Annotated in this window: 25 protein-coding genes; 18 read left to right on the plus strand and 7 right to left on the minus strand. The window is 61.4% G+C overall.

Going from position 1 to position 26,808, the window contains the following annotated elements; all coding sequences use genetic code 11:
* Window positions 1–74 precede the first annotated feature (74 nt).
* Together AB5Y99_RS08500 and AB5Y99_RS08505 are read left to right on the plus strand one after the other, a co-directional pair.
* Window positions 75–842 (plus strand): hypothetical protein, encoded by a 768-nt coding sequence (locus AB5Y99_RS08500; protein ID WP_323909163.1) that lies wholly within the window; start codon window positions 75–77, stop codon window positions 840–842.
* Window positions 829–1,275, plus strand: a complete 447-nt coding sequence (locus AB5Y99_RS08505) for a hypothetical protein (protein ID WP_201902459.1) — start codon at window positions 829–831, stop codon at window positions 1,273–1,275. The genes AB5Y99_RS08500 and AB5Y99_RS08505 overlap by 14 nt, the downstream gene beginning before the upstream one ends.
* Here the strand turns inward: AB5Y99_RS08505 and AB5Y99_RS08510 are convergent.
* The 4 genes from AB5Y99_RS08510 to AB5Y99_RS08525 are packed head-to-tail and all read right to left on the minus strand — an operon-like array spanning window position 1,253 to window position 6,223.
* Complete coding sequence (locus AB5Y99_RS08510) at window positions 1,253–1,729, minus strand: hypothetical protein (protein ID WP_201902458.1); 477 nt, start codon at window positions 1,727–1,729, stop codon at window positions 1,253–1,255. The two genes, AB5Y99_RS08505 and AB5Y99_RS08510, sit on opposite strands and share 23 nt — an antisense overlap.
* Before the next feature lie 11 nt (window positions 1,730–1,740).
* On the minus strand, window positions 1,741–4,275 hold the full coding sequence (locus AB5Y99_RS08515; protein ID WP_201902457.1) for a hypothetical protein: 2,535 nt from the start codon (window positions 4,273–4,275) through the stop codon (window positions 1,741–1,743).
* On the minus strand, window positions 4,272–5,471 hold the full coding sequence (locus AB5Y99_RS08520) for a glycosyltransferase (protein ID WP_368209392.1): 1,200 nt from the start codon (window positions 5,469–5,471) through the stop codon (window positions 4,272–4,274). The genes AB5Y99_RS08515 and AB5Y99_RS08520 overlap by 4 nt, the downstream gene beginning before the upstream one ends.
* The gene (locus tag AB5Y99_RS08525) at window positions 5,468–6,223 is read right to left on the minus strand and encodes an acyltransferase (RefSeq protein WP_368209393.1); all 756 of its coding nucleotides are present in this window, start codon (window positions 6,221–6,223) and stop codon (window positions 5,468–5,470) included. Before AB5Y99_RS08525 ends, AB5Y99_RS08520 begins: the two co-directional genes overlap by 4 nt.
* A 299-nt stretch (window positions 6,224–6,522) precedes the next feature.
* Here AB5Y99_RS08525 and AB5Y99_RS08530 point away from each other — a divergent pair, with 299 nt between their 5' ends.
* From AB5Y99_RS08530 to AB5Y99_RS08545, 4 genes are read left to right on the plus strand one after another with little or no spacing between them, the layout of a single operon-like run.
* Window positions 6,523–7,842, plus strand: a complete 1,320-nt coding sequence (locus AB5Y99_RS08530; protein WP_043819779.1) for a lipopolysaccharide biosynthesis protein — start codon at window positions 6,523–6,525, stop codon at window positions 7,840–7,842.
* A complete protein-coding gene (locus tag AB5Y99_RS08535) occupies window positions 7,830–9,236 on the plus strand; it encodes an O-antigen ligase family protein (protein ID WP_368209394.1) in 1,407 nt (468 codons plus the stop codon). The genes AB5Y99_RS08530 and AB5Y99_RS08535 overlap by 13 nt, the downstream gene beginning before the upstream one ends.
* Entirely contained in the window at window positions 9,233–10,504 is a 1,272-nt protein-coding gene (locus tag AB5Y99_RS08540; RefSeq protein ID WP_330124601.1) for a glycosyltransferase family 4 protein, read from the plus strand. The genes AB5Y99_RS08535 and AB5Y99_RS08540 overlap by 4 nt, the downstream gene beginning before the upstream one ends.
* Before the next feature lie 12 nt (window positions 10,505–10,516).
* Window positions 10,517–11,653 carry a glycosyltransferase family 4 protein gene (locus AB5Y99_RS08545; protein WP_368209395.1) on the plus strand — a complete coding sequence of 379 codons (1,137 nt, stop codon included), beginning with the start codon at window positions 10,517–10,519 and terminating at the stop codon, window positions 11,651–11,653.
* Window positions 11,654–11,702: 49 nt separating this feature from the next.
* On the opposite strand, the gene AB5Y99_RS08550 is transcribed toward AB5Y99_RS08545, so the two are convergent.
* Window positions 11,703–12,743, minus strand: a complete 1,041-nt coding sequence (locus tag AB5Y99_RS08550) for a diguanylate cyclase (RefSeq protein ID WP_368209396.1) — start codon at window positions 12,741–12,743, stop codon at window positions 11,703–11,705.
* Between the two features lie 1,254 nt (window positions 12,744–13,997).
* On the opposite strand from AB5Y99_RS08550, the gene hybO reads away from it, so the two are divergent.
* From hybO to AB5Y99_RS08605, 11 genes are all read left to right on the plus strand, one after another.
* On the plus strand, window positions 13,998–15,131 hold the full coding sequence (gene hybO, locus AB5Y99_RS08555) for a hydrogenase 2 small subunit (protein ID WP_323917092.1): 1,134 nt from the start codon (window positions 13,998–14,000) through the stop codon (window positions 15,129–15,131).
* Between the two features lie 2 nt (window positions 15,132–15,133).
* Window positions 15,134–16,180 carry a hydrogenase 2 operon protein HybA gene (gene hybA, locus AB5Y99_RS08560; RefSeq protein WP_368209397.1) on the plus strand — a complete coding sequence of 349 codons (1,047 nt, stop codon included), beginning with the start codon at window positions 15,134–15,136 and terminating at the stop codon, window positions 16,178–16,180.
* Window positions 16,173–17,360, plus strand: a complete 1,188-nt coding sequence (gene hybB, locus AB5Y99_RS08565) for a Ni/Fe-hydrogenase cytochrome b subunit (protein ID WP_058057601.1) — start codon at window positions 16,173–16,175, stop codon at window positions 17,358–17,360. Before hybA ends, hybB begins: the two co-directional genes overlap by 8 nt.
* Window positions 17,357–19,060, plus strand: coding sequence for a hydrogenase 2 large subunit (gene hybC / locus AB5Y99_RS08570; RefSeq protein ID WP_368209398.1), 1,704 nt, complete (start codon window positions 17,357–17,359; stop codon window positions 19,058–19,060). Before hybB ends, hybC begins: the two co-directional genes overlap by 4 nt.
* Window positions 19,060–19,590 carry a HyaD/HybD family hydrogenase maturation endopeptidase gene (locus AB5Y99_RS08575; protein WP_368209400.1) on the plus strand — a complete coding sequence of 177 codons (531 nt, stop codon included), beginning with the start codon at window positions 19,060–19,062 and terminating at the stop codon, window positions 19,588–19,590. Before hybC ends, AB5Y99_RS08575 begins: the two co-directional genes overlap by 1 nt.
* Entirely contained in the window at window positions 19,572–20,102 is a 531-nt protein-coding gene (gene hybE / locus AB5Y99_RS08580) for a hydrogenase-2 assembly chaperone (RefSeq protein WP_368209401.1), read from the plus strand. The genes AB5Y99_RS08575 and hybE overlap by 19 nt, the downstream gene beginning before the upstream one ends.
* A gap of 140 nt (window positions 20,103–20,242) precedes the next feature.
* Window positions 20,243–21,865, plus strand: a complete 1,623-nt coding sequence (locus AB5Y99_RS08585) for an ABC transporter substrate-binding protein (RefSeq protein ID WP_368209403.1) — start codon at window positions 20,243–20,245, stop codon at window positions 21,863–21,865.
* Window positions 21,850–22,860 carry an ABC transporter permease gene (locus AB5Y99_RS08590; protein ID WP_368209404.1) on the plus strand — a complete coding sequence of 337 codons (1,011 nt, stop codon included), beginning with the start codon at window positions 21,850–21,852 and terminating at the stop codon, window positions 22,858–22,860. The genes AB5Y99_RS08585 and AB5Y99_RS08590 overlap by 16 nt, the downstream gene beginning before the upstream one ends.
* Window positions 22,850–23,665, plus strand: coding sequence for an ABC transporter permease (locus AB5Y99_RS08595; RefSeq protein WP_368209406.1), 816 nt, complete (start codon window positions 22,850–22,852; stop codon window positions 23,663–23,665). Before AB5Y99_RS08590 ends, AB5Y99_RS08595 begins: the two co-directional genes overlap by 11 nt.
* A complete protein-coding gene (locus AB5Y99_RS08600) occupies window positions 23,659–24,447 on the plus strand; it encodes an ATP-binding cassette domain-containing protein (RefSeq protein ID WP_368209408.1) in 789 nt (262 codons plus the stop codon). The genes AB5Y99_RS08595 and AB5Y99_RS08600 overlap by 7 nt, the downstream gene beginning before the upstream one ends.
* A complete protein-coding gene (locus AB5Y99_RS08605; RefSeq protein ID WP_368209410.1) occupies window positions 24,447–25,088 on the plus strand; it encodes an ATP-binding cassette domain-containing protein in 642 nt (213 codons plus the stop codon). The genes AB5Y99_RS08600 and AB5Y99_RS08605 overlap by 1 nt, the downstream gene beginning before the upstream one ends.
* 222 nt (window positions 25,089–25,310) lie before the next feature.
* On the opposite strand, the gene hypB is transcribed toward AB5Y99_RS08605, so the two are convergent.
* Complete coding sequence (gene hypB, locus AB5Y99_RS08610) at window positions 25,311–26,165, minus strand: hydrogenase nickel incorporation protein HypB (RefSeq protein WP_368209482.1); 855 nt, start codon at window positions 26,163–26,165, stop codon at window positions 25,311–25,313.
* On the opposite strand from hypB, the gene AB5Y99_RS08615 reads away from it, so the two are divergent.
* A complete protein-coding gene (locus AB5Y99_RS08615) occupies window positions 26,052–26,450 on the plus strand; it encodes a hypothetical protein (protein WP_368209411.1) in 399 nt (132 codons plus the stop codon). The two genes, hypB and AB5Y99_RS08615, sit on opposite strands and share 114 nt — an antisense overlap.
* Here the strand turns inward: AB5Y99_RS08615 and hypA are convergent.
* Entirely contained in the window at window positions 26,428–26,769 is a 342-nt protein-coding gene (gene hypA, locus AB5Y99_RS08620; protein WP_049047286.1) for a hydrogenase maturation nickel metallochaperone HypA, read from the minus strand. The two genes, AB5Y99_RS08615 and hypA, sit on opposite strands and share 23 nt — an antisense overlap.
* Window positions 26,770–26,808: the final 39 nt, after the last annotated feature.

Below are 26,808 nucleotides of genomic sequence, written 5' to 3' on the forward strand. Positions count from 1 at the left end.
TGATCCGGGTGAGGTCGGGCAGGCATGGAACTTGCGACAGCGGTCAAAAGTGCTGATAACCGGCAGGAGTTGCGATGGAGATCCGTCCCTGGCAGTGGGCACCCAACTGGCTGCTACTTGGTTTGGCCAATCAGTGGGGCATGGTGTGGCTCAATATGGGCCACTTCAACCTGCTGGTGGTGTTGCTGATTGCTATCTGGTGGCAAATTGCATCGCGGGTTGCACCGAACTGGCGTCCGCATCCACTGGTGCTCGCCCTCTTTATCCTGCTGATCCTGATCCCCAGCGCCAGCTGCAAGGCGCTGGCCTGTCTGTTGCTGGTGGCCTCGCTATGGCGCCGTCATCAGAGTGGCGATGAGCGGGCGGTGTTGCAGATTGTGCTCGCCTTTACCGTGGCGGTGTTGTGGGGGCAGCAGGTGTTTGCCCTGCTCTCCGGCCCTGTGCTGGCGCTCGATGCCTGGGGGGTGGGCCAGTGGTTGCAGCTGCTGGGCTGGGAGACTCGCCTTGATGGCAATCGCATCGAGCGGTTGGGGGGCCATGCGCTGATTGTGCTCAAGGGGTGCTCCTCGTTTTCTCAACTCTATCTGGTGGTGCTCTCCTGGCTGGTCTCTTGCTGCTGGCTGGCACCGGAGCGCCCACTCTACCGGCAGTGGCCCATGTTGCTGCTGGTTTGCCTGCTCTATATCGGGGCCAATCAGCTGCGGTTGGTGCTGATGAGCCTGGATCTGCGCTGGTATGGCTGGCTGCATACCGGCTCGCTGGCCCAGCTCTACCAGTGGGCCATCATGTTGCTGGTGATGACCATCCTCTTTATCCGGGGACGCCGTGATGCATCTATCTAGGGGATATCTGTTGCTGTTGCTGGTGGCGCTGCTCAGTGCTGCCGCCATGGGCTGGCGTTATCAGAACCGGGCAGTTAACGAGGGAGCCAAGCCCATGCTGCTGGAGCTGGTCCAGATGGGCTGGCGCTTGAGGGTGGCTACGCCGGTATTGGGCGGCACCTATGTCAGCTATCAGCTGGCCCATCCCCGCTGTGACGGCCTGCTGCAGGCCATGCTGGTGGCGCCTGATCGGGAGGCGATGTCAGTGACGCTGGCGAGTGAAGGGATGAGTCAGGGGGTGATGTTTTTAGGCGAGCTGCACCAGAGCCCGCCGCTGCTCTCTTACCGTCTGACCCAGGGTTGGCGCAAATTGTGGGGGCTGGCCCCTTATCCCCTCTATCGGGTGGCCTTTCCGACTTCTTGCATTGACCTTATTGCGCCGCCGCTGGGGTGACAGCCCCCGGTTCACCGTTTGGCAGGATGCGGATCAGCAAGGTATTGGGGGCCAGCATGGGGTCATAGCGGGGCTCCAGCTCAATGGCGCGAGAGCCCAGCAAGCGGGTGAGTGCGGTCAGCCGCACGCTCGCCATCCGCGCACTCTCCAGCATGTCGGTTTGCAGCCCGGGGCCGCTTACCAGCGCAATCCGGGCCGGATCCTTGCGTCCCAAAAACTGATGCAACTGCTGCTCCTGATCCGCTGGCAGTTGCGTCTCCGCTTGCTGGTACTGCAGTTGCAGTTGGGGCTGTTCGGCCAGCTGTTGTTCCCGCAACTGGTTGAGGATCGGCAGGGTCTCATTGACCGGCTCCTGACGGGCGCAACCGGTGAGGAACAGCAGCGGCAGCATCAGAGGCAACAGGCGGCGCAGGGCGCTGTCTTTGGCTGTGGAGCGGGGAGTCTGGTTGGCCATACGCAGTCACTTCAGGAGGATGAGTTGGCACCAGTTTGCAATGTTTTCAATCCCTTGGCCAGTTGTTCAATCTCGCGGCGCCACTGGATCCAGGCGGCAGAGGGCTGTTGCTCTGCCACCTGCCAGCGGGTCGGCAGCTGATCGCGCAGGCGCTCCAGCAGCAGGGCGGCTTCCACCTGATAGCGGGCCTCCTGCTCCAGCCAGGCGAGCCAGCGCAGATCTTCGATGGCTTGCTGCAACAGCAACAGATCGTGAGAGAGGCGGTGCGCCTCGCAGGCTTGCGGGCCGAGCAGCATAAAGTCGCTCTCCCGCCCATCGGTGGGGTCATAGGGCAGGGCGGTGGGCATGCGGCCATGCCACTGCAAATAGCCCTCGGCGCCGCTTTGCCACAGATAGAACCCGGCGGCTCTCGGGGTGCCCAGATTGTAAAACCAGGTGGTGACCTTGTGTTGGCGCACTCGCGCCACATCGGCCTTGTCGGCGCCAAAACCTGCGTTGATCAGGGCAATCTCCACCTCTGCCAGCAGACCAACTTGACCCGGATGATTGAAGTGGCCTGCGCGGATCACCGCCGGATCCCGCCGTTTCATCTCCCGCGCCAGGCTGGTGATGGCGGGCAGGGTGGCGAGATCCGGCTCATCAAACAGGCTCCATGCCAGCGGGGGCAAGCCGCTGGCGGTCAGTGCCTGTTGCCGCGCCTGCCACTGATCAAGCTGGCTGGCAGGGTCACTCCCCCAGCGCTTGAGCGGGGTATAGGCCAGCAGGGGCGGCACAAAGCCGAGCCCGGCCGCCTCTCCCATGATCTCCCGCATCCCCGCCTCATCCTGTGGCAGGGCGGGTGAAAGGCCGCTGATCCCGAGCTTGGCGAGCCGCTCCAGATCGCAGCGACTGGCCTCTGCGATCTGCTGCTTTAGCGCCTCGGGGTCGGGGTTCAGCCAATTCAGATACGGGGGGGCTTCGACATAGATGCCGACCGGCTTGCTGGCCGCGGGCAGAGTCAGCGGCAGCACCTCGATAGTCAGCGGTAACTGCACCAGTTGCTGCTGGCTGAGCAGCTGAATATTGCCCAGATAGTGACCGGCAGGCGCATCGCGTGGGACGGTGATCTGCAGTACCAGACGCCGAGGTACGCCTGCCAGCAGGGTGAGTCCGGCGATCCCCTCGACCAGCTCCTGATCCGAGGGGGCTAGCAGGGTGCCGCTCGCCTGCGGGCGAACCAGATGCCACTTGCCGTAATAGGGGGTCAGCGCCAGCGGCGATCCTGCCTGTTCGGGGGGCTGGATCACCAGCAATGGGGCCGGATCGTCGGTGGCGGTGTGGATGGCAAACTCCAGCAACAGCTGGCTGCCACGGGCGGCCAGCACCGGTTGCGCAGCTTGCTTCAACGCATCGGCTGCAGATAGCGGGGCGATCTGCAGGGTGGGGGCGGCATCCGTAATCGGCGTGAGGCTTAGCTGCTGCGAAGCTGGGGTTGGGGAATAGGGGGCCAGAGTCCACTTTTCCAAAAACAGCTGGCGCTGCTTGGTCAGCACGCTTGCGGTAGCGTCGGCCAATACGGCGAGATCTTTTCCACTATTCGGGAGAGCCTCTTTGCTGGTGCTGGCCGGATAGGGGGCAAGCAGCAGCCCCGCCAGGTATTTGGCATCCGGTGAGTGACCCACCAATGTGATAGTGAGCGGGCCGCCGCGGTGGTTCAGGGTGACATGGACCGGGCCGCCTTGACGCGCCCCGAACAGCTGCCAGGGATCCGGATTTGGCAGTGCCTCGCGGGATTGTCCCGCCAGATAGCGCTGCGTGAGCCACTCCTGTGGTTGCCACTGTTCGGCCCAGATGGGCTCGCCATTGACCAGCACGCTGCGCTCGAAGGGATGGGGCAGGTACTCCCATTCACCTGGGTCATCCAGCCAGAGGGTGAGCTGGTAGCGCCCCTTGGCGACCTCCAGCCGTACGCCATCCAGATTGCGCAGCCCATCGCGCACAAGGGCATCGCCGGAGGGGCGCAAGATGGGGGTGGGATGGCCAATCAGCCGGGGATCCCCCGGGCTCAGGGGCTCAAAGCCGGTAAAGCGGGGGGCGGTGGAGGCCCCCAGATCCAGCGCAATGGTGCCCTTAGGCAGGGTCAGACCGGGCACCCAGTACCAGCGGTGAATGGTCATGGAGGGGGCGTTATCGGCCATAAAGAGATAGAGCTTGGTGAGTTTGTCCAACGCCAGCGCTCTGGGTTGGCTGGTGCGCCACTCGCTCAAGGCAAAGCGCTGGGTGAAGGGGCCGGGTGCGACAATCCGCTCCAGATTGACCCGGCTGCGGTAGTTGACCGAGGCCTCGTCGTCGATACGCAGGATCAGGGTTTGCGGGTGGGCGCTGGGGTTATGGCCCTCGATCACCAGTTCATCATCGCTGCCTATTGGCCAGTTGTGGGTGCTCAGATCGAGCCGCTGGGGTGTCTGGTTACTGGTTAGGGGCAGCGGGGTCTGCCCCTCCAGCCGGGTGGCGGCCATTGCTGCATGGCAGCAGAGCAGGATAACCAGCCAGAGCCCTCTGCTCATCCGGCTAGCCCCTTTAGCCAGTTGTTCAGCTCGGCAGCCTTGTGATCCCAGCTTTGCAGGGCCACCTGCTGTTGGCGAGTGTGGCGCCCTTCGCTGCGGGTGAGCCCCTCCCAGCCACTCTCCTGAAACCAGCCCGGATTGGGTTGATCAAAGGCGGCCCGATTGATGGCCTGGGCCAAGCTCTCCCCACTGCGGGGGAGCTGGATCTGATCCAGATAGCCATCGAGGGCCGGAAAATCGGTGCTGACGATGGGTCGCCCTGCGGCCAGATATTCGCGCAATTTCAATGGATTGCAGGCACGGATCTGGGCGTTGTCGACAAAGGGCAGCAGACTCACCTGCCAGTGCTGGGCATAGGCCGCCAGCGTGTGATGGGGACGGGGCCCCAGCAGATGGATATTGGGGAGCCCCTTGAGGGGGGAGATATCGGTCTGGACCGGGCCAATCAGCACCAGATCCCAGTGTGGCAGGGCGGCGGCCGTCTCTGCCAGCAGAGGGATATCAATCCAGTCGCTCAGGCTGCCGTAAAATCCGGCAATGGGGCGGCCGGAGGGGAGATCCGCCGGACGCTCTCTGGGGGGCATAAACAGCTCGAGATCCACGCCGTGGCTGAGGAGCCGGGTTTTATGAGGGGGAAAGCGGCTGGCCAACGCGGGGCTGGCGGCCAGAATGAGATCCGCTTTTTCCACCAGTCGGGCTTCGCAGTGAGCGATGGCCTGATGATCCACCCCCGCCAGCGCCGAGAAGTCATCGCCGCAGTAGTAGATTACTGCCCGCTCTTCGAGCTTGCCAATCAGATCGACGGCGCTGGGCAGGGAGATCCAGAGCAAGGGGCGATCCAGCTCGGGCAGCTGACGCCGGATCTGCGCAGCTAGCCAGTGGCCATTGATCTTGCCCGCCAGCCGACTGCCGGGCAGCGGTAAGGCGAGCGGCGGCAGAACCCGGGGGCTGCTGGCGTCGATTGGCGCAACCGACTGGCCGCCAGCATGGCGCGCGCCGCGCAGCACGGCCCCCACTTTGCGGACGATGCGGGTGAGATCATGAAGGGTAAAGCGGGGACAGCGCATGCCGATGGAGTTGACCCAGAGCACTTGATAATCGGGCAACAGACGCTTGATCAGGTGTTGGGTGCTGGAGGGGTGCTGGCCCCAATCCTCTCCCAATACCACCAGTTGCGGCAGTGAGTGTGGTTTCATGCAAAGGTCTCCGAAGCGTGTGCGAGGTCGCTGTGATCTTGTGGCTGCAACGGGCGCAGTACGGTGGCCGGTACACCCGCTGCCAGCACACCGGCGGGCAGATCCCGAGTGACGACGCTGCCTGCGGCGACAATGGTACCGGCGCCTATGGTGACGCCGGCCATCACCATCACCCCGGTGCCAAGCCAGACATCCTGCTCCAGCACGATGGCCCCCACCTGTTCATCGCGATCCGCTTTGCCAAGAGCGCGGTCGCGGGCGTTGACCGGGTGCCCCGGGTAGCCCGCCAGAAAGGCACGGCCAGCAATTCTGACGTTATCTCCCAGCACTATCTTGCTGCCCACCGCCAGGGTGGTCTGCCAGCCAATCCCGACATTGTGGCCAATGACCAGCCTTGGTGTCTGGCTCGATGCCCGGCCGCTGATGGTCATGGCGGCGCTGAGGCGGCAGTCGGCACCGATTTCGATGGTGACCGGACCGCTGATATAGGGGATGCCGCCATAGAGATAGAGGCGCGGGGCGGGGGCCGTGAGGCGAGATTGAAACAAGGGGGTCCACCAAAGGGTGCGGGTCAGGGTTGCCAGCGCGTTGCTGCCCAGCAGATAGAGCCGATACAGCAGCCGATGCAGGGGAGGGATCACGGGGAATGACCAGTGGCGGGCACTTTTGGCCAGGCGCCATACCCGGCGGGCCAGTGGCGTTTCCCCCTGTTTGGCCCAGCTTTTCATCCGGTGCAGGTTGATGGTGTTCATGGCGACCTCTCCCTCTGGTGCAGTCCGTTGCTCGCTAAGCAGAAAGCAGGGATCGGGCCAACAGGACGACCCCAGTGTGATCGGGCCAAATGGGGCTAAGAGGAGGGGCAGATTGCGTCGGTCGGTGCAATTTGCAGCCAGCGTTGTGCAAAACGCAAATGCCAGTCTCATTCTGGGCTTGTTCAGGCAGGTTAAGCCGCACAGAGGGGCTATCGCTTCAGGGCGGGAGTGAGTGGCGTGGGCTTTGCATTAGCGGTAGCTGACCCGGAGCAGGATGTTTCGGGTGGCTGGGAGGCCCTATGAAACTTGGTGTGAACCAGATTGCCATGCTCTATTACGCCGGCGGCTTGCTCCTGATGAAGGGGATCTCCCTACTGATGCTGCCGGTGCTGACCCATCAGCTGCTGCCTCGTGAATACGGCCAGCTGGAGGTGCTGCTGACCCTCATCAATCTGGGTTCCCTTATTTTGGGCTTCGGGCTGGTGGATGCCCTCTACCGCTTTGCCGGACTGGCGAAAGATGAGCAGGAGCGCCAGCAGGTAGTGGCCCGCATGTTTGGGCTGGTCTGGCTGATCGCCCTGGCCAGTCTGGTGCTGCTCTGGCTGCTGGCGCCTGTGGTGCAAGCCTGGCTGCCGGTGGAAACCCGCCTTGCGGATGTGCGCTGGGTGCTCTGCGCCCTGCCGTTTGAAGGGGTGATCGGCGTGCCGCTGGCATGGCTGCGGATGCGCAATCAGGCGCGGCTCTTTTTCGTGGCGACCGCAGGCAAGGCGGTGATCCAGTCGGTGCTGACCGGCTGGTGGCTCTGGCTCGGCTGGGGCGTGAGCGGGGTGCTGGCCTCCGGCACCCTGACCTGCGTTGCACTGGCGCTGCTGCTGAGCCTCTGGCAATGGCGAGATAGCGGGATCCGCTTTGACTGGCAGCACTATCGGCCGCTGCTGCGCTATGGATTGCCCCTGGTGGTGAGCGGGCTGGCGGGTTTTGCCCTGAGCGGACTGGATCGCTGGTTGTTGGCAGATGTGGTGGGTGAGGCGCTGCTTGCCTACTACGCGGTGGCGGGCAAGCTGGCGCTGGCAGTGGGGTTGTTGCTGCAACCCTTTGCCCTCTGGTGGTATCCCCGCCGTTTCATGCTGCTGCGCGAGCCGGATGGACTGCGGCTCAATGCCCACTACAGCGTGATGGGGTCGGTACTGGGGTTTGTTACCGCGGGGATTGTCGGGCTCACCGCTCCCTTGCTTATTCGCTGGCTGACCCCGGAGAGCTATCACGGGGCGATCGCCTACATTCCGCTGCTGGTGCTGGGCATGGCGGTGCGCAATGTTTCGGACTTGCTCAATGTCGGCTGCTTTAGCGGCGAGAAGAGCAATGCCCAGATGGTGATCAATCTGGGCTGCAGCGCCCTTGGGGTAGCAGGCTTTCTGCTCGCCATCCCCCCCTTCGGGGTCGCCGGGGTGATCTGGACCCTGCTGCTGGTCTATCTGGTGCGGGCGCTCGCCTTTTATCTGGTGAGCCAGCGGTTGCTGCCGCTGCCGTATCGCCTCTCGACCCTCTGGGCCAGTTCGCTTGGGGCGCTGGCGATGGTCTGGCTCGGCCAATGGTGGGCAGGATCATGGCTCGTCTAACGCCAGCCATCTGGGCAAGCGCCATCTGTCTGGTGCTGGCACTGCTCTGGTGGCGGCTACCCCATCCCTTGCTGCTGCCGGTGCTCGGCCTTGCCATTCCCGCCATCTGGTTTGCCCTGCGCTGGCCCTTCTTGATGGTGCTGGGGTTTGTCACCTTCTCCTTCTTTCGGCTGCATGAGGTGTTCCCCCAGCTCTATCCTCTCAAGATCCCGCTGCTCTTCTCGCTGGCCGCCATCGGCGCGCTGGTCTGGCACATTTTGCTGACCGGCCGGATCAAGCCCTACTGGAGTCCAGCCCTGAGCTGGCTGACGGCCTTCTTTGTGATGGTCTCCATCGGTGTGCTGTTTGCCAGCAACCGGGGTGAGGCGATCGCCACCTGGACCGGCAGCTACAGCAAGATCTATCTGATGACCCTGGCAACCGCCTGGCTGGTGCGCACCCCGGGGGATTTTGCGCTGGCGGTACGCACCTTTGTGGTGGCGGGCTGTCTGGTGGCGCTGGTGGCCCTCTACAACAAGGCGAGCGGGATCGGGCTGGTGGAGGGCACCCGGGTGACCATAGGGCGCGAGCTGGGCTCTGTGCTGGGGGATCCCAACGATCTGGCGTTGGTGCTGCTCTTTCCTGCCGGTTTTTCGCTGAGCTTGCTGCTCAATCAGGGCAATGGGGTAGGGGGGCGTTTGTTGGGGGGGCTTGGTTTTGTCCTGACTGCGGCCGCCATTATCGCCACCCAGAGCCGCGGCGGTTTGCTTGGCGTGTGTGCGGTCAGCGGCCTGTTTGCCTGGCAGCGGGTGAAGTCGAAAACCCTGTTGATCTCGCTGGGGATGGTCGCGCTGGTGGTGCTGTTTGCCGCCGCCGGGATCAGCGACCGGGCATCTGGCGGCGCAGCCGAGAGCGGGGTCGATGCCTCGGCCATGGGGCGGATCTACGCCTGGCAAGCGGCCTGGGGCATGGCGTTGGGCCATCCGCTGGTGGGGGTGGGCTTGTCCAATTTCTATTACAACTACTTCTTCTACAGCCCCCATTGGGATGGACTCAATCATGCGGTGCACTCCACCTGGTTCGGGGTGCTGGCTGAAACCGGTTTTGTCGGGCTGGCGCTGTTTATCGGCATGGTGACGGTGACCCTGCGCAGTTGCTGGCGTTGCCAGCTTGCTGGCATGCCTCCTGCAGTGATCACGGCGATGCAGGGGGTGATGGCCAGCATGGTGGGGTTTGTGATTTCGGGATCCTTCCTGACCCAGGGCTTTACCTGGCCCATCTATCTGGAATTGGCGCTGGCCGTCGCCGCCATCAAGTACGTGCAGCAGGCGGCCACAGAGGTGAAGGCCACCTCTGAGGATCATCAGGAGGCAACCCGGTTGCCGGCAGTGCTACCAAAGGGAGCAATAGGATGAACGCAACCCCTGTTTTGCTGGTTCACTACGGAGAGGACTGGATCCGCGGCAGCGAACGCTGCCTGCTGGATCTGCTGGCCCACCTCGATCGCAGCCGCTTTACGCCGTTGCTCTGGTGCAATAGCCCGACGCTGGCGGCAGAGGTGGCCACCCTCGGGGTAGAAACCATGGTCGAGCCGTTCAGCCTGCTGCTGGGATGGCAGGCGCCCCGTTTTGATCTTGCGGCCCATCGGTGCCTCTCCCGGCGAGCCAGAGAGCTCATCACCGAACGGCAGATTGGGCTGGTGCATGCCAACAGCGCGGCTCCTTGTCAGTGGCTGGCGGGGGTCTGTCGGGCGTTGCAGGTACCGCTGGTGTGCCACCTCCATGCCCGTTATCAGCCCAGAGACAGATTCAGCTTGCGGGTCCATCGGGCAAGTGTGCTGATCGGGGTGAGCGAGCCGGTGTTGACCGGTTGGCGCCAGGATGGCTGCGCGGCCGATCGGTTGATCCGGGTACCCAACGGGGTCGATGCCGCTCGCCTGAATGGCGGTGCTCACTGGCCGGTCGTCGGCATGCTGGGCTTGCCACCGGGGGATATGATCATCGCCACCGTTGGCTCCCTGATCAAACGCAAGGGGATTGATCTGCTGATCCGCTCGCTGGCTGCCCTGATGGCATCGGGGGAGGAGGCTCAGTTGCTGATTATTGGCAGCGGCCCGGAGCGGGAAGCATTGATGGCGTTGGCTGTCGAGCTCGGGGTGGCCGAGCGGGTCCACTTTTTGGGCGAGCGGCCGGACAGTGCCGCTATCTTGCGGGGCGGGGTGGATCTGCTGGTCTCCGGAGCCCGTGAGGAGGTGTTTGGTCTGACGTTGGCGGAGGCGGGCATGTTGGGGCTCCCGGTCAGTGCCTATCGGGTGGGCGGCATCCCCGAAGTGGTGGAGGAGGGGGTGACCGGCTTGCTGGCAACCCCGGGGGATTGGGCCGAGATGGCTGATCACTGGCGGCAATTGAGCAATCCGCAGCGCCGATGTGAAATGGGGCGGGCCGCTAAGTTGCGTGCCGCACAGTTGTTCACGGTGGCGCGCTATGTTGACGAGGTCACGGCGGTTTGGGACGCCGCGCTGGCTGGTCGTTGGCACGCAACGGCCCCCACACCCTTCCGACCACTCATTCATTGGGCGGGGCAACGACTCCTTGCCAGAGGTCGCAATATGCTGGCGAGTGGGATGGCAAGAGTGGCGCAAAAAGTGCAACTGGGGTTTGGCCGCCGCAAGGTGCCAGAGTAAGGGTGCAGCAAGATGAGCACGCAAACTGAGCCGGTGTTTGGAAAGATCATCGTCGTGGATCCCATCCCGTTTCGCGGTGGCTCCAAGGTTGCGACCGAAGTGCTGCTCGATGAGTTGGCCAAGCGGATGCCCGGGCTCACATGCCATGTGTTGACCCAGGATCCCGACTCCTGGTCCCGTTGTCAGCATCATCCTCTTTGGCTGCCCCACATATTGAAGGGGCGGGAGTCCGGCATCGGCTATCTGCTCAAACAGGGGTGGCAGACCCTGCTGATCCTCTGGCTGGTGTTTCGTCTGGGGGAGGTGAAGTGCCTGGTGGCGGCGTCCGGGCCGGGGGTGGATCTCTGCTGTTACTGGGCTGCCCGCTGGTTGCGGTGCCGGGTGGTTCAGCTGATCCATGGCCCTGTGGGGTGCTCGGGGCTCTCTGCCAGAGCCTTGCAACGGGCGAGTTTTGTCTTTTATCTGGAATCAACCCGCAGCTCCCTGGCGGCATTGCTGGCCCGGCTTGGCGAGACCGAGTTCCCGTCACACTGGCAGCCATTTACCAATGGTTTGAGCGAGATTGATTGGCCCAAAGCGACCCTGGGGGGGCCTCGTATTTTGTGGGCGGCCTCGTTGCTGCGCTGGAAGGGACTGGAGACCATGCTGGCCGCCCATCAACTGATCCCTGATGCCCGCCCCGAGCTGATGGTGTGCTATCTGCAGCCCAAGGGCACGCTGCAACCCTGCAGCCAGCCTCAGCCACAGCTGCCAGACACGCACTGGTATGCCAACCCCGCTAATCTTGACGAGATCCGATCTCAATGCGGCATTTTTGTCTCCACCAGTCATCAGGAACCCTTTGGCCTCTCCATTCTGGAGGCCATGGCGGCAGGATTATGCGTAGTGATCCCGGCCGATGGCGCTTGGTGGGATCGACACCTCACCGATGAGGTGAATTGCCGCAAATATCAGCCAAACGATCCCGGCGATCTGGCGCGGGTGCTGGCCAGCCTCAATGCCATGCCCGACGAGGTCAAGCGACTTGGCCATCATGCCCGCCTGCATGCCATGGTCCATTACAACGCGGCAGATACCTATCAAAGCACACTGGAGCAGTGGGAAGGCATGTTGCGATGGGATGCGTTGAGCCTTGCCGTGCATGGTTAGCGCGCAGTGGTTCCCCACGGGGAGGATGGGGGGGATGAGGGACTTATGGTCAGACTGGTTGCGGGAGGCTGGGTGACTCCGCCACTCTGATGCAGTTACGGCCGGATGATTTGGCGGTGTAGAGCGCAGCATCAGCCAGTTTTACCAGTTCAGATGGCTGCCAGTGACTCGATGGTTTGAGGCAGGCAACACCCATGCTAACTGTCACCAGACCGGTGGCATTTTGTGCGTGTGGCTGCGCGAGTGCAAAAATCAGCCGCTGGATATGTTGGGCAATTTCATAGGCGGATTGACGCTCGACATGTGGCAACAGGATGACAAATTCCTCTCCGCCGTAGCGGGCCACCAACTCACCCGATCGGCGCCCGGATTGCGCCAGGGTATGGGCCAGCAATCGAAGGCACTCGTCACCGGCAACGTGGCCATAGAGGTCGTTGAACTGCTTGAAATGATCGATGTCGAGCATGATGAGCGCAATCGGCATCTCTGTCTGAATACAGCGCTCCCAGGCCTGGTTCAATGAGTTGTCGAACAGACGACGGTTGCCAATGTTGGTGAGCCCGTCGGTATTGCTGAGCGCTTCCAGTTTCCGGTTCGCTTCCGCCAGCTCCTTGGTTCTGAGCTCGATAATGAGCTCCAGCTCATGTTGGCGCTCCTCCAGACTGGTCATCGGGTAAATTTCGCTTTCCCGAGCCGCACTGTAAGGGATGGAGATACTGCTGTGCGCAATTTTCCACGCCATGGCTTCGTGTCGAAAAATCAGCACCAGTCTGGCGGTTCTGCGGGAGAGGATAGGTTCGGATTTCGGTAGATGGATATGGAAGAAGGCGGTGACCGCCACCACATCCGCGGCCAGATCTTGCAGGGTTACATCGAGTATTTCCAGGCGGATCCTGCCCGGGATCTGGGCAAAATCGCGGCGGGTTATCCGGATCCACTCATCCCTATCGGTAACCAGAACATCACTGCTGCCGGCAAAACCGCTGAAATTGTCGCTAAACCGCGTGGTGAGCCGATCATCCCGTGATGAATACAGCTCGATGTACTCATCAAACAGTGAGCGGATCAACTGTTCCCGTTCAGTGGTCATTGCGCTGGGCCCATGTGAAGTGGTCACGTTTTTCAAACGTTCGATTGAACTATAGTCAATTATGTCATTTTAATTGGCTATCTATCTTGATTTTTCTCGTTTTTTTGTTCAATTCCCGCACTTGGCAAGTGTCCGTAGGGCCAGCCAGAAACAAGGCTCCATGGCGTGGTTATCAGAGGCAGTCAGGGGGAGGCTTCTCTCTGCAACGGCGGCCGCTTCGGGCTGCATTTCACGAGGTGAGCAGGGCTATCAACGAGTTCGATAAGGCAAGGTAGTTGCTGGAGGCACTGCTCGGCTGATGATTAATACACTTATCGTTTGTCATGTTTATCATCATCCCCGCTCATTTCTTTATTGCTGTAGTTGAACAAGAATAATTATCATCTATATCGATGGGGATGGATATTTACGCTCTGGTTAATTACGCAGGGTGACGTGAAGGTAAATAGTGTGAAGGCGGGTGGTAACATCTGTAACCGGATGAGCGAATGTATCGCAAGTTAAATATGATCACTATGTTGAAGGCAGCCTTCCACCTTGCCTTTTCTCTTACCATTAATTTGAATGCAGATTCACGATGATGCGTAAACATATCCGTGGGTGCGATATTTTACTCACCAGCATCCAGGACAATAAAGAGTGGGGGGAGCGTATTGATATGCATACATCTGCGGCATCTTTTCATTAAGCGGTGTAAAACGGCAGGGAGGCCAAGCGGGGTTGTGCTGTGTGGGCTCGCAGTAGAACGTGTCGCACTGAAGCGCAGGTAAAATGCAAACTGAAACCAAGCGACAGCAGGTAAATCTTGCCGTGCAGGCCGTGCTTGCTACCGGTGGCAGCTGGCCGTGAGACCGTTCTGGTGTGGAGAGGCAAGTCAGGAGGTTGTCCCGTGGATGACTGTATGGAATATGCAATGAAATGAGTAAAGATATATTAAATGGATCATTTATGGGTGGGCATCAGTATTGTGAAATGAGCGGTATAGCCAAGACTTCAATCATGTTAATTTGGCTCACAGTGAAAGAGAGGATATGCGGTGATTAATTATTTAATATCCAATTAAGTTCATAAAATTTACGGAGTTGCTAAATATCTCTTTGGGGGTAATTAATTTCATTTGTGATGTGGCTCGCTATGAAAATAGGGGTAAGCCTGTCGAAATTGATAGAGATCAATACTGCAGGGTAGGTGAGTCCTTAGCATTTCCGCTATTAAGCATTTATCAAACAAGTGCTCACTACGGGAATAAGTAGAATGGTCGAGGATAATTTTTTATCGGCACATGGGATTAATCGCCGTGATTTTATGAAATTGTGTGCCGGGATGGCCGCAACCCTGGGATTAAGTCAGCATGCTGTCGCCAAGATGGCTACCGCGCTCACCAGCCCCGAACGGCCGCCGGTGATCTGGATTGGGGCGCAGGAGTGCACCGGTTGTACCGAATCGCTGCTGCGCGCCACCCACCCCACCATCGAGAACCTGATCCTCAATACCATTTCGCTGGAGTACCACGAGGTACTCTCGGCGGCCTTTGGTCATCAGGCGGAAGAGAACAAGCACAACGCAATCAAGCGCTATAAAGGCAAGTATGTGCTGGTAGTTGATGGCTCCATTCCGCTCAAAGATGGTGGCGTCTACTGTATGGTGGCCGGTGAGCCCATCGTCGACCATATTCGCCGTGCTGCCGCCGACGCGGCTGCGGTGATCGCCATCGGCTCCTGTGCTGCCTGGGGCGGTGTGCCTGCCAGCGGCGGCAACCCGACCGGCGCGGTCAGCCTGGAAGAGGCCCTCAGCAATATCGGCACTCCCATCATCAATATCCCGGGCTGTCCGCCCAATCCCCACAACTTCCTCACCACGGTTGCCTACTACATCACCTACGGCAAGCTGCCGGCGCTGGATAGCAAGAAGCGTCCGCTGTTTGCCTATGAGCGGCTGATCCACGAGAACTGCGAGCGTCGTCCGCACTTCGACGCAGGGCGTTTTGCCAAGGAGTTTGGTGATGAGGGTCACCGTCAGGGTTGGTGTCTCTACCATCTGGGCTGCAAAGGGCCGGAGACCTATGGCAACTGTTCAACTCTGGAGTTTTGCGATGTGGGCGGCGGCATCTGGCCGGTCGGCATCGGTCACCCCTGTTATGGCTGCAACGAGCAGGGGGTCGGTTTTAGCAAGGGGATCTTCCAGCTCGCCAAGGTAGAGAACCCGACCCCGCGGGTGGATAAACCCGATGTGAAGATCCAGGAGGGGGGCTATACCTCGCCCACCGCGACTGGCCTGATCGGTGGTGCCCTCGGGGTGCTGGTGGGGGTGAGTCTGATGACGGTGCGTGAACTCGGTCGCCAGCAGAAGCGCCACGAAGCCGGGCAGCACCCATCACGGGAGGAGTAACCGTGAACAGACGAAACTTCCTCAAATTCGCCTCCGTCGGTGCGCTGGCGGCGGGCACAGCCGTACCCGGCACCGCACTGGCAGCGGCCAAGAACAAGCCGCCTATTCCCGACGCGCTCGGCATGTTGTATGACTCTACCCTCTGCGTCGGCTGTCAGGCCTGTGTGGCGGAGTGTCAGCGTCTCAACGGCAACCCGGCCAATCCAGCCGGGGCGCAAACCTGGTCCAACAACGACAAGCTGACCCCCTACACCAACAACATCATTCAGGTGTGGAAGAGCGGCACTGGCGAGCACAAGGATCAGCTGGTGGATGGCTACGCCTACATCAAGAAGCAGTGCATGCACTGTGTCGACCCCAACTGCGTCTCTGTCTGTCCGGTGCAGGCTCTTAAAAAAGATCCCAAGACCGGCATCGTTCACTACGACCCGAGCGTCTGCACCGGCTGTCGCTACTGCATGGTGGGTTGCCCGTTCGATGTGCCCAAATATGACTACGACAATCCGCTGGGGGCGATCCACAAGTGCGAGCTCTGCAACCAGAAGGGGCTGGAGCGGATTGATCAGGGCAAGTTGCCCGGCTGTGTCGAGGTGTGCCCCACCGGCGCCGTGATCTTCGGCACCCGCGAGGAGCTGATGGCAGAAGCCAAGCGTCGTCTGCTGGCGACTCCGGGCAGCGAATATGCCTATCCGCGCCAGACCCTCAAGGCCAACGACCCTTACCTGCACGAGGTGCCCAACTACCAGCCTTACGTCTATGGCGAGAAGGAGGGGGGCGGCACCCAGGTGTTGGTGCTGGCCGGAGTGCCCTATACCAAGCTCGACATGCCCGATCTGCCGGAGCTCTCCTCCGGTGCCCGCTCCGAGCATATCCAGCACACCCTCTACAAGGGGATGGTGCTGCCCATGGTGGTACTGACCGGCCTCTCGGTGCTCATTCGCCGCAACACCAAGAATGGTCACGATCATCATCATGACGATGGTCATGATCAGGGGAGTGCGCAGATCAAGGAGCAGGGCACCACAAAGGGAGGCAAGGATCATGAGTAATCACAAGGCGTATCCCCTCGGCGGCAAGCTGGTCAGCTGGCCTGTGCTGGTGCTGGCCCCCTTTGCCGTGTTGTGCGGCATGTTGATTTTAAAACGCCTCGTCTTCGGGCTGGGCTCGGTCACCGACCTGAATGGCGGCTACCCCTGGGGGCTCTGGATCTCGTTCGATCTCTTGATCGGTACCGGTTTCGCCTGCGGCGGCTGGGCACTGGCCTGGGCGGTTTATGTGTTCAACCGGGGCGAGTACCACCCGCTGGTGCGACCGGCGCTGTTGGCGAGCCTGTTTGGCTACTCGCTGGGCGGTCTCTCCATCACCATCGACGTGGGGCGTTACTGGAACCTGCCGTACTTCTACCTGCCCGGTCACTTCAACACCTCCTCGGTGCTGTTCGAGACGGCGGTCTGCATGACCATCTATATCGGGGTGATGGCGCTGGAGTTCGCTCCCGTGCTGCTGGAGAAGTTCGGCTGGAAGGCGTCACTCATTCGCCTCAACAAGATCATGTTCTTCGTGCTGGCGCTGGGGGCGTTGCTGCCCACCATGCACCAATCCTCGATGGGCTCCTTGATGATAGTGGCGGGGGAGAAGATCCATCCGCTCTGGCAAAGCTACGAGTTGCTGCCGGTCTTTTCGCTTCTGACCGCCTTCATCATGGGTTTTTCCATCGTGGTATTTGAGGGCTCTCTGGTGCAGGCCGGATTGGCGGGGCGGGGCCCCAACGAGAAGTCGCTCTTCTACAAGCTGACCCAGGTGATCGATATCTTCCTGATCCTGTTTGTGGCGCTGCGTTTTGCCGAGATCGTCATCCACGACAAGTCGGAGTATCTCTCCGAGTTCAATCGCTACTCCATCATGTTCTGGAGCGAGATCGCGCTGATGATCTTCCCGCTGCTGGTGTTCCACTGGGACAAGAGCCGCCGGGATTCGCGCATGTTGTTCCTGGGGGCCCTCAGCATGCTGCTGGGCGCCGCCCTCTGGCGGCTGGATTACTCCCTGCTCGCCTTCAACCCCGGCAATGGCTACCACTACTTCCCCTCTGCGGAGGAGGTGCTGATCTCTCTGGGCTTTGTTGCCATCGAGGTGTGTGCCTATTTGCTGTTGATCCGGCTGCTGCCGGTACTGCCATCACTTGAACGTGTTCACCAAGATTATCAGGCCCGAGGGAAAGCCAACGTATGAGCCAACGTATCACCATAGACCCCATCACCCGCATTGAGGGGCACCTGCGTATCGACTGCGAAATCGAAGGCGGCGTTGTCACCAAGGCCTGGTCGTCCGGCACCATGTGGCGCGGGATGGAGGAGATCGTCAAGGGCAACGACCCGCGCGATGCCTGGATGATAGTGCAGCGCATTTGCGGGGTATGTACCTCCATTCACGCCATCGCCTCGGTGCGGGCGGTGGAGAACGCCATCGGCGCCAAGGTGCCGGTCAACGCCCAGTACATCCGCAACCTCATCATCGCGGCCCACAACATCCACGATCACATCGTCCACTTCTACCAGCTCTCCGCGCTGGACTGGGTGGATATCACCGCGGCCCTTGAGGCCAATCCGCAAAAAGCTGCGGACATGCTCAAGGGGGTATCGACCTGGTCCCTCAACAGTGCCGATGAACTGACCAAGGTGCAGGATAAAATCCGCGCGTTGGTGGCAAGCGGCCAGCTCGGTATCTTCGCCAATGGCTACTGGGGTCACAAAGCGATGAAGCTGAGTCCGGAGGTGAACCTCATCGCCGTGGCCCACTACCTGCAGGCGCTGGAGTGCCAGCGCGATGCCAACCGCATTGTCGCCATTCTCGGCGGCAAGACCCCCCACATCCAGAACCTGGCGGTGGGCGGCGTGGCCAACCCCATCAACCTGGATGCGCCGAGTGTGCTCAACCTGGAGCGGCTGCTCTACGTGAAGAGCTTTATCGATCGGCTCGGCGAGTTTATCGAGCAGGTCTACAAGGTGGATGCCGCCATCATCGCTGCCCACTACCCTGAGTGGCTGAACCTGGGGCAGGGGGCCAAGCACTATTTGAGCGTGCCGGAGCTCCCCACCGACGCCAACGGCGGCAGCTTCCTGATGCCGGGCGGCTACATCGAGAATGGCAATCTGGCGGGTTATCGCCCCATCGAGAGTCATCAGGATGGCTGGCTGATGGACGGCATCGCCGAGAGCAACAAGCACGCCTGGTACAAGGATGACGAGCCCCTCAAACCCTGGGAGGGCAAGACCGAGCCCAACTACACCGGCTGGCAGGATGACGGCAAATACTCCTGGGTCAAATCCCCCACCTTCTACGGCAAGGTGGTGGAGGTGGGGCCGCTCGCAGACCTCTTGGTGAAGCTCGCCGCCAAACACCCGGAGACGGTGGCGCACTTCGATCAGCTGAACGGCATTTATAAAACGCTCACCGGCTCGGCCATCAAGACTGAACAGCTGCACTCCACCATGGGTCGCATCATCGGTCGCGCTGTGCGCTGCTGCGTGCTCAAAGATACCCTGTCACATCAGTGGAAGGCGCTGGTCGACAACATCGGCAAGGGGGACACCACCGCCTACATCAAGGCCGAGATCCCGGCGGATAAAGAGTTTCGCGGGGTGGGCTTTGAAGAGGCGCCGCGTGGCATGCTCTCCCACTGGATCGTCATCAAGGGCGGCAAGATCGAGAACTATCAGGCGGTTGTGCCGTCGACCTGGAACTCGGGCCCGCGCAACTTCAACGATGAACCCGGCCCCTACGAACAATCGTTGGTAGGTACCCCGGTTGCCGATCCGGCCAAGCCGCTGGAAGTGGTGCGCACCGTTCACTCGTTCGACCCCTGCATGTCCTGCGCAGTGCATGTGGTGGATACCCAAAATGGTGAAACGACTCAGGTGAAGGTGCTGTGATGAACACCCTGATCCTGGGCGTGGGCAACCTGCTCTTGAGTGACGAGGCCGTCGGCGTGCGCATTGTTGAGGGGCTGGGGCGCGAATACCGTTTCGCCCCCGGCATCGAGCTGCTCGACGGTGGTACCGCCGGCATGGAGCTGCTCGAAGCGATGGCCAGTCGAGATCACATCATTCTGGTGGATGCAGTGCGCAGTGGTAATCCGCCGGGCACCGTCGTGACCCTGAAGGATGAGGAGATCCCGACCCTGTTTGGCCGCAAGATCTCCCCGCACCAGCTGGGGCTGGCGGATGTGCTCTCGGCGCTGCACATGACGGGGGAGTCGCCGAAGCGGCTCACTCTGATCGGCATAGAACCCGAATCCCTCGAGCCCCGCATCGGCCTCACCCCCGTGGTGGCGGCTGCCATGGGGGAGGCCACGGATCGGATTTTGACCCTGCTGGCTGCCGTTGGTGCGCCCGCCATTCCGCTCTCTGAGCAGGAAAAAGTTGAACAAGAGCAGGAGGGCCTATGGCGCAGTCCCATTTAAGCGAGGCTGAGAGAGTGCTGGAGATAGTACCGGAGACAGCGCAGGAGTTTGCCGGTTTTGCCAGCAATCCCGCGCCTCTGCTGGTAGCCCAGTACGAGCGGATCGCTCGTGAAGAGATGCAGGCGTTGCCCTTCTATCACGCCACCATGCCCATTGTGGCGGAGTGCACGTTGTTTGAAGGTCAGTGGCTCGGCTGCGTGCTCACCCCCTGGATGTTGAGCGTGGTGGTGCTGCCGGGGCCGGATCAGCTTTGGCCGGTTCGCAGCAACAGCGATCGGCTCGCCCTGCAGCTCCCCTGCGGCAACATGACCTTTATGGTGGGTGAACTGCCCGAGACGGGTCAGCTGTTGTCCTGCTCCCTGATGTCGCCGCTCGATCCCCATCTCGGGGCCGGGGAGGGGCGAGCGCTGGTGAGCAGCACCCTCAAGATGCTGCTCTCCTTGCCGGTGCAGCAAGGGGCTGGCGGTGTGGATCTGGGTCGCAGACGGCTATTCGGTGCCCGGCGCGGTTAACCGGCATAGTCGCTAGGTTTCACGCGAAATCAAGTTTAGAATAGGGGGCCATTTTGGCCCCTCACTCCCATGTTCAGACACGCATTCCACCTCTTTTTTGAGTGATGATCCGTGAGTGGTACAAAACAAGAAGGATCCCCATGACTGTTCCACGCAATTCCCTTCGCCATTACTGTGGCACCAGTGCTGCCGCCCTGTTGACTCTGCTGCTGGGCACTGCCTCTCACACGGCGCTAGCCGCTGCCCAACCTGTGCCTGCCGAACTCAAGCTCGCCATCGGAGCCGAACCCACCGAAGGGTTTGACCCTCTGCTTGGCTGGAGCCACGGCAGCTACCTGCTGCTGCACAGCCCGCTGCTCAAACAGATTGCTGGCGATAGTGCCGATCTCAGTTGGCAGAATGTGCTCACCCAGGCTGTGACCCCGAACAAGGATGGCAAGGGATGGCTCATTACCCTCAAGCCTGGCCTGAAATTCTCCAACGGCGCGCCGCTCACCGCCGAGGATGTGGCCTTTACCTACAACAGCGCGGCCAAGGGGGGAGGCAAGATCGACATGGGCAACTTTGTCTCGGCCAAGGTGCTCTCGCCCACCGAGGTGGCCATCACCCTGAGTGCCCCCCAGAGTACCTTTGTCAACGTGCTGGGATCTTTGGGGATAGTGTCGAAGCAGGATTACGACGCAAAAGCCTATGCCCAAAAACCGGTCGGTGCCGGCCCTTACCGGCTGGTAAGCTTCCTGCCAGGTCAACAGCTGGTGGTGGAGGCGAACCCCTATTACGCCGGCGGCAACAACGATTTCAAACGGCTGGTGTTTGTCTTTATCGATGAAGAGAGCGCCTATGCCGCCGCCCAGAGTAGCCAGCTCGATGTGGTGCGCATTGCCCCGTCGCTGGCGCCCACCGTGCCTGCTTCCCTCAAGCTGTGGGTGCGGCCGAGTGTGGAGAACCGCGGTATCGTCTTTCCCATTCCGCCTGCGGGCGGCAAGGATGCCAAGGGTTATCCCATCGGCAACGACGTGACCTCGGATGTGGCGGTACGCCGCGCCATCAACTACGCCATCGACCGCAAGCTACTGGCCGATCAGCTACTGGAAGGGCACGCTATCCCCGCCTACAGTGCGGTAGAAGGCTTGCCTTGGCTGAACAAAGCCACCGCCTTCAAGGATGGGGATGTCGCCCACGCCAATGCCCTGCTCGACGAGGCGGGTTGGAAGATGGGCAGTGACGGCATTCGCCACAAGGGCAATCTGCGCGCCGCCTTTACCCTCTGGTACACCAGTGGCGACAGCACCCGCCGGGATTTGGCGGAAGCGGTGCGGGCCATGCTCAAACCCATTGGCCTTGAGGTGAGCCTCAAGTCTGGCAGCTGGGAGCAGGTGGAGCGGGAGATGCACGCCAATCCGGTGCTGATGGGGTGGGGGAGTCTGGATCCCATGGAGCTCTATCACCACTACCAGAGCGGCTCCGGTGGCGTGGAGTTCTACAACCCGGGCTACTACAGCAACCCTGTGGTGGATGGCCACCTCAAGCAGGCGCTGGATGCTCCGAACTGGCAGGCTGCCGTGCCGCTCTGGCAGCAGGTGGAGTGGGATGGCAAGACCGGCGCCGGAGTGCAGGGAGATGCCGCCTGGGCCTGGCTGCTCAACGTGCAGCATACCTATCTCGCCAACCGTTGCATCGATCTTGGCAAGGGGGCGCCGGAAATCCACGGTAGCTGGTCCCTGCTCAACAACCTGCAGGATTGGCGGTGGACGTGCCGTTAAGTTCGCCCTTGAGTCATTCAGGTTATCTGTTGCTAAAAGCCCTGCTGCGTCTGGCAGGGCTGCTCTGTCTGGTCTCGGTCGCCACCTTTGTGCTGCTGAGTTACTCCCCCATCGACCCCATCAAGGCCTATATCGGCAACGATCTGCTCCATGTGCCGCCAGAGCAGTACGCCCGCATCGCCGCTCGCTGGGGGCTGGATCAGCCGCTCTGGCTGCGCTACTGGCACTGGTTTACCCAAGTGCTGCAGGGGGATCTCGGTTACTCCATGCTCTACAACGCGCCTGTGGGTGAAGTCATAGGCCAGCGCTTTGCTGCCTCTTTCCTGCTGCTGGCGGGTGCCTGGCTGCTCTCCGGCTTTTTCGGGATTTTGCTGGGCCTCTGCGCCGGTCGCTATCTCAACCGCTGGCCCGATAGTCTTATTTGCCGTTTTGCCTACCTGCTTGCCTCCTTGCCCACCTTCTGGGTCGGCCTGTTGCTGCTCGCCCTGTTTGCGGTGCACTGGCCACTGTTGCCGGTCTGCTGCGCCTGGACGCCGGGGCTCGCTGCCGATGAAGCGGATTGGGCCATGCGGTTGCGTCATCTGCTGCTGCCGGTCACCACGCTCGCCCTGCTCGGGGTGGGCAATATTGCCCTGCATACCCGGGCGCGGGTGGCCGAGGTGCTGGAGAGCGACTTTATCCGCTACGCCCGCGCTCAGGGGGATGGCGGCTGGCCCATGCTGCGTTTTCATGTGCTGCGCCACGCCCTGACCCCGGCGCTCTGCCTGCAGTTTGCCTCGCTCGGTGAACTGATTGGCGGATCGCTGTTGGCGGAGAAGGTCTTCTCCTATCCGGGGCTCGGCCAGGCCACCGTGGATGCGGGGCTGCGGGGGGATATCCCCCTGCTGATGGGAATCGTGCTCTTTTGCACCCTGCTGGTCTTTATTGGCAATACGGTGGCCAGTTTGCTGCTGGCACGCATCAATCGGGGTTGGGAGAGCGAGCATGCTGTTTAATCCGTTTCCCTCCATACGGCGGCTGGGTTTTGCCCTGCTCGGATTGGCGCTGCTGGCAGCCTACGGCTGGAGCTTGTCGGCTCAGGATGTGCCGATGGATCTGCTGGCGCGCCAGCAGCCTCCCTCGCTGGCCCACTGGTTCGGCACCGATCAGATGGGACGGGATCTCTGGTTGCGTGCCTTTCAGGGCACCCTCACCAGTCTGGAGCTGGGGATCAGCACGGCGCTCTGTAGCGGGTTGTTGGCCATGGTGGCGGCAAGCGTGTCGCTCATTCACCCCAGATGTGATGCGGCGGTACGAATGGTGATCGACGCCATGCTGGCGCTGCCCCATATGCTGCTCTTGATACTGATCTGCTTTACCGTGGGGGGCGGCATGCGCGGGGTGATCCTGGCGGTAGCGCTCACCCACTGGCCCAAGCTGGCGCTCATTCTCTGCGCCGAGGCGCGGCGGATCGCCTGCAGCGACTATGTGGTGCTGGCCCGCTGTCAGGGGATGGGGGCGCTGCGTCGCTGGCGCATCCACCTGCTGCCGGGGCTGTTGCCCCAATGGTTTATCGGCACCTTGCTGATGTTTCCCCATGCGGTGCTGCACAGCGCGGCCTTGAGCTTTCTCGGCTTTGGTCTGGCGGCCCACGAGGCCTCGCTGGGCCTGCTGCTGGCCGATGCCCTGCGTTATCTGGCCGGTGGCGGTTGGTGGCTGGCCCTCTTCCCGGGACTGATGTTGCTGCTGCTGGTGTTGCTGTTTGATCAGGCTACCCGCGCTTTGCAACAGCTGCTGTGGCACAGGAGTGAACCATGCTGAGTTTTGATCAGGTGACCATAGAGGCGGCCCACTACTCCTGGCTGGGGCGGCGCAGTTGGCAGCCTTTGCTGACCGATATCAGCCTGCAACTGGCGCCGGGGGAGATAGTGGCGCTGGTGGGAGGGAGCGGCGAGGGCAAGAGCCTGCTGCTGCAAAGCGCCCTGACATTGCTGCCGGACAACCTGCGAATGCGCGGCAGCATCTCCCTCGATGGCGCGCCTCTGTGCGATGCCAGCAGGGCCCGTTTGCGCGGTCACACCCTCTGCTATGTGCCGCAGGGGGTAAGCGCCCTCAATCCGCTGCTGACGGTGGAACGCCAGTTGGGCCGCGCAGCGCGCCTCTGCGGCCAGAGCGGTTCCCGCGAGCGGCTCGGCGAGCAACTGCTGCGCTACCAGCTGCCCGCGACCACCCTGGACAGATTCCCGCGCCAGCTCTCCGGCGGCATGGCCAAGCGCATTCTGGCCTGCACTGCGGCGCTTGGCGGTGCCCGCTACATTCTGGCAGACGAGATCACCGCCTGGCTCGACGAGGGGTTGGCCTGTCTGCTGCTCGGCCAGTTGCGTGAATTGACCAATCAGGGCAGCGGTATCCTCTGGGTGACCCACGATCTGGCGCTGGCGGCCCGCTTTGCCGATCGCATTGTGGCGCTGCATCAGGGACAGGTGAGCGATACCCTGAGCAGCCACCATCTGCGGCAAGGGCAGGGGAGCGAGATGCTCCGTGCCCACTGGCAGGCGCTGCCGGAGTTCAATGCGCTTTTCTCTGTGCCGGAGGTTTCCTGATGTTTGAAGTACGAAATCTTACTATCGCCCAGGGGGAACGCCCTCTCTGGCAGGGGTTGTCGCTGACGGTGAAAGCGGGCGAACGGCTCGGCATCTCCGCCCCGAGCGGCCATGGCAAGACCACGTTGGGGCGAGTGTTGGCGGGTTGGCAACCAGTTGGGGCCGGCGGGATGCTCCTGCTGGATGGGCTGCCGGTGCCTGAACAGGGAAAAGGCTATAACCCCATCCAGCTGGTGCCCCAGCACCCTGAACTCACCTTCAATCCCTATCGCACCACAGGGCAGGCGCTGTGGGATGTATGGCGTCCCGATGAGGCCATGCTGGCCCGCTTTATGGTCAAGCCTGAATGGCTCGGTCGTAAACCCGGTCAGCTCTCCGGTGGCGAGCTGGCCCGCATCGCGCTGTTGCGCGCCCTCGATCCCCGCACCCGGTTGCTGATTGCCGACGAGGTGACCGCCCAGCTGGATCCGCAAATCCAGCGTGAGCTCTGGCGGGAGTTGATGATTGAGTGCGAACAGCGCGGGCTTGGCATCCTGATTTTTAGTCACCAACAGGCGCTGCTGCGCCAGATCTGCCATCGGGTGCTGCGTTTTGGTGAGGTGTCTGCGGAGCAGGAGGCGATGGCCCTTAGCGTGGCCTGAGGGTTGGCTTTCCCCTCATCCCCAACCCTTCTCCCGCAAGGGGAGAAGGGAGCAGACGGTGACTCTCCCTGGGGAGAGGGCCAGGGTTCGGGGGGCGAGTATGAAACGCTGGCCATTCTTTACAGAGAAAATCGTTGGCAAAGTGCGTAGATAAAAGAGAGGGAGGCATCAGCCTCCCTCTCTTGTTTTCTACCGTTATCAGCGGCGTTTATCCGGTTGATTTCAAGCGCTGGCCAGCCAGTTAAGCCAGGCATCCATCCCTTCGCCTGTGGTTGCGCTTACCTGGATCACCTGGATATAGGGGTTGACCCGTTTGGCGTTCTCGATGCAGCGTGCCACGTCAAAGCTGACGTAGGGCAGCAGATCGATCTTGTTGATTACCATTAGCTGGGCGGCGGCAAACATATCCGGGTATTTCAGCGGCTTCTCTTCCCCCTCGGTGACGGAGAGGATCGCTACCTTGTACTTCTCGCCGAGATCGAAGCTGGCGGGGCAGACCAGATTGCCCACGTTCTCGATAAAGAGGATGCCCCCTTCATTGGCGGGCAGCTGGTGGCAGGCGTCGTGGACCATTTTGGCGTCCAGATGGCAGCCCTTGCCGGTGTTGATCTGCACGGCAGGGACACCGGTGGCACGGATGCGATCCGCATCGGCGCTGGTCTGCTGATCCCCTTCGATTACCGCGCAAGGGCGCTTGTCGGCCAGCTGGCGCAAGGTTTCGCACAGTAAGGTGGTTTTGCCTGAACCCGGGCTAGATACCAGGTTAAGCACCAGCTGGTCTGCGGTTGTGAAGTGTTCGCGGTTGTGGGCCGCCAGCGCGTTGTTCTTGGCCAGCACATCCATCTCGATGGCGATCAGCTGGCGCTGCCCCATGCCGGGCACCGACAAGCCCGCTTCCCCTTTGCCATAGTGCAGATCACCCTGCTGATGGTCGTGGTCGTGGTCGTGGTCGTGGTCGTGGTCATGGTCGTGGTCATGGCTGTGATCATGGGGATGCGCGTGGGAATGGCCGTGGTCATGAGAGTGCGTATGATCATGATGATGGTCGTGGGGGTGATCATGGTGGTGCTCATGCAGCTGATCATGCCCCTCATGGCTTATGGGAGCTCGCACCCCGTGGTAGTGGTGATGGACATCCCCCTGATGGTGATAGTGGTGGTGAATGATCAGGGTGCGCGCCGCGCTCTGCTCGTGATCATGATGGTGATGGGCGTCATGAGCATGATGATGGTCGTGTTCATGACCATGTTCATGGTGATGTTCATGTTCGTGATGATGCTCATGATCGTGCTCATGGCCGGCGATCCGCGCCTGGCCGCATCCGCATACGCTACACATATCAACTTACCTCGATGTCGGTGATGCGCAGGCTATCACCCTGCGCGACTCGTAATTTGTATCCGCCACACCCGGGACAGGCCTGCCCGCGCTCGGTGAGGGTGACCGTCTGGTTGCAGTCGTAACACCAGGCTTCTGCCGCCTGGTGCTGAAAGTGCAGTTGGGCCCCCTCGACGGCGGTGCCCTTGGCGGCGGCCTCGAAACAGAAGGCAATGGTGTCCGGGTCGACGCAGGAGAAGCTGCCGACCTCGAGCCAGAGGGCGGTCACCCTGGTAAAGCCCCGCTGGGTGGCCTGTTCGGCCGCCAGATCGATGGCGGCCATGGCCAGAGACATTTCGTGCATGGTGGCTCCTTAACCGATATGGGGAGGAGCAGTGACTCC

Origin of the sequence: Aeromonas sp. R4-2 (assembly GCF_040908295.1) — a bacterium.
In the GTDB taxonomy this organism is placed as follows: domain Bacteria; phylum Pseudomonadota; class Gammaproteobacteria; order Enterobacterales; family Aeromonadaceae; genus Aeromonas; species Aeromonas veronii.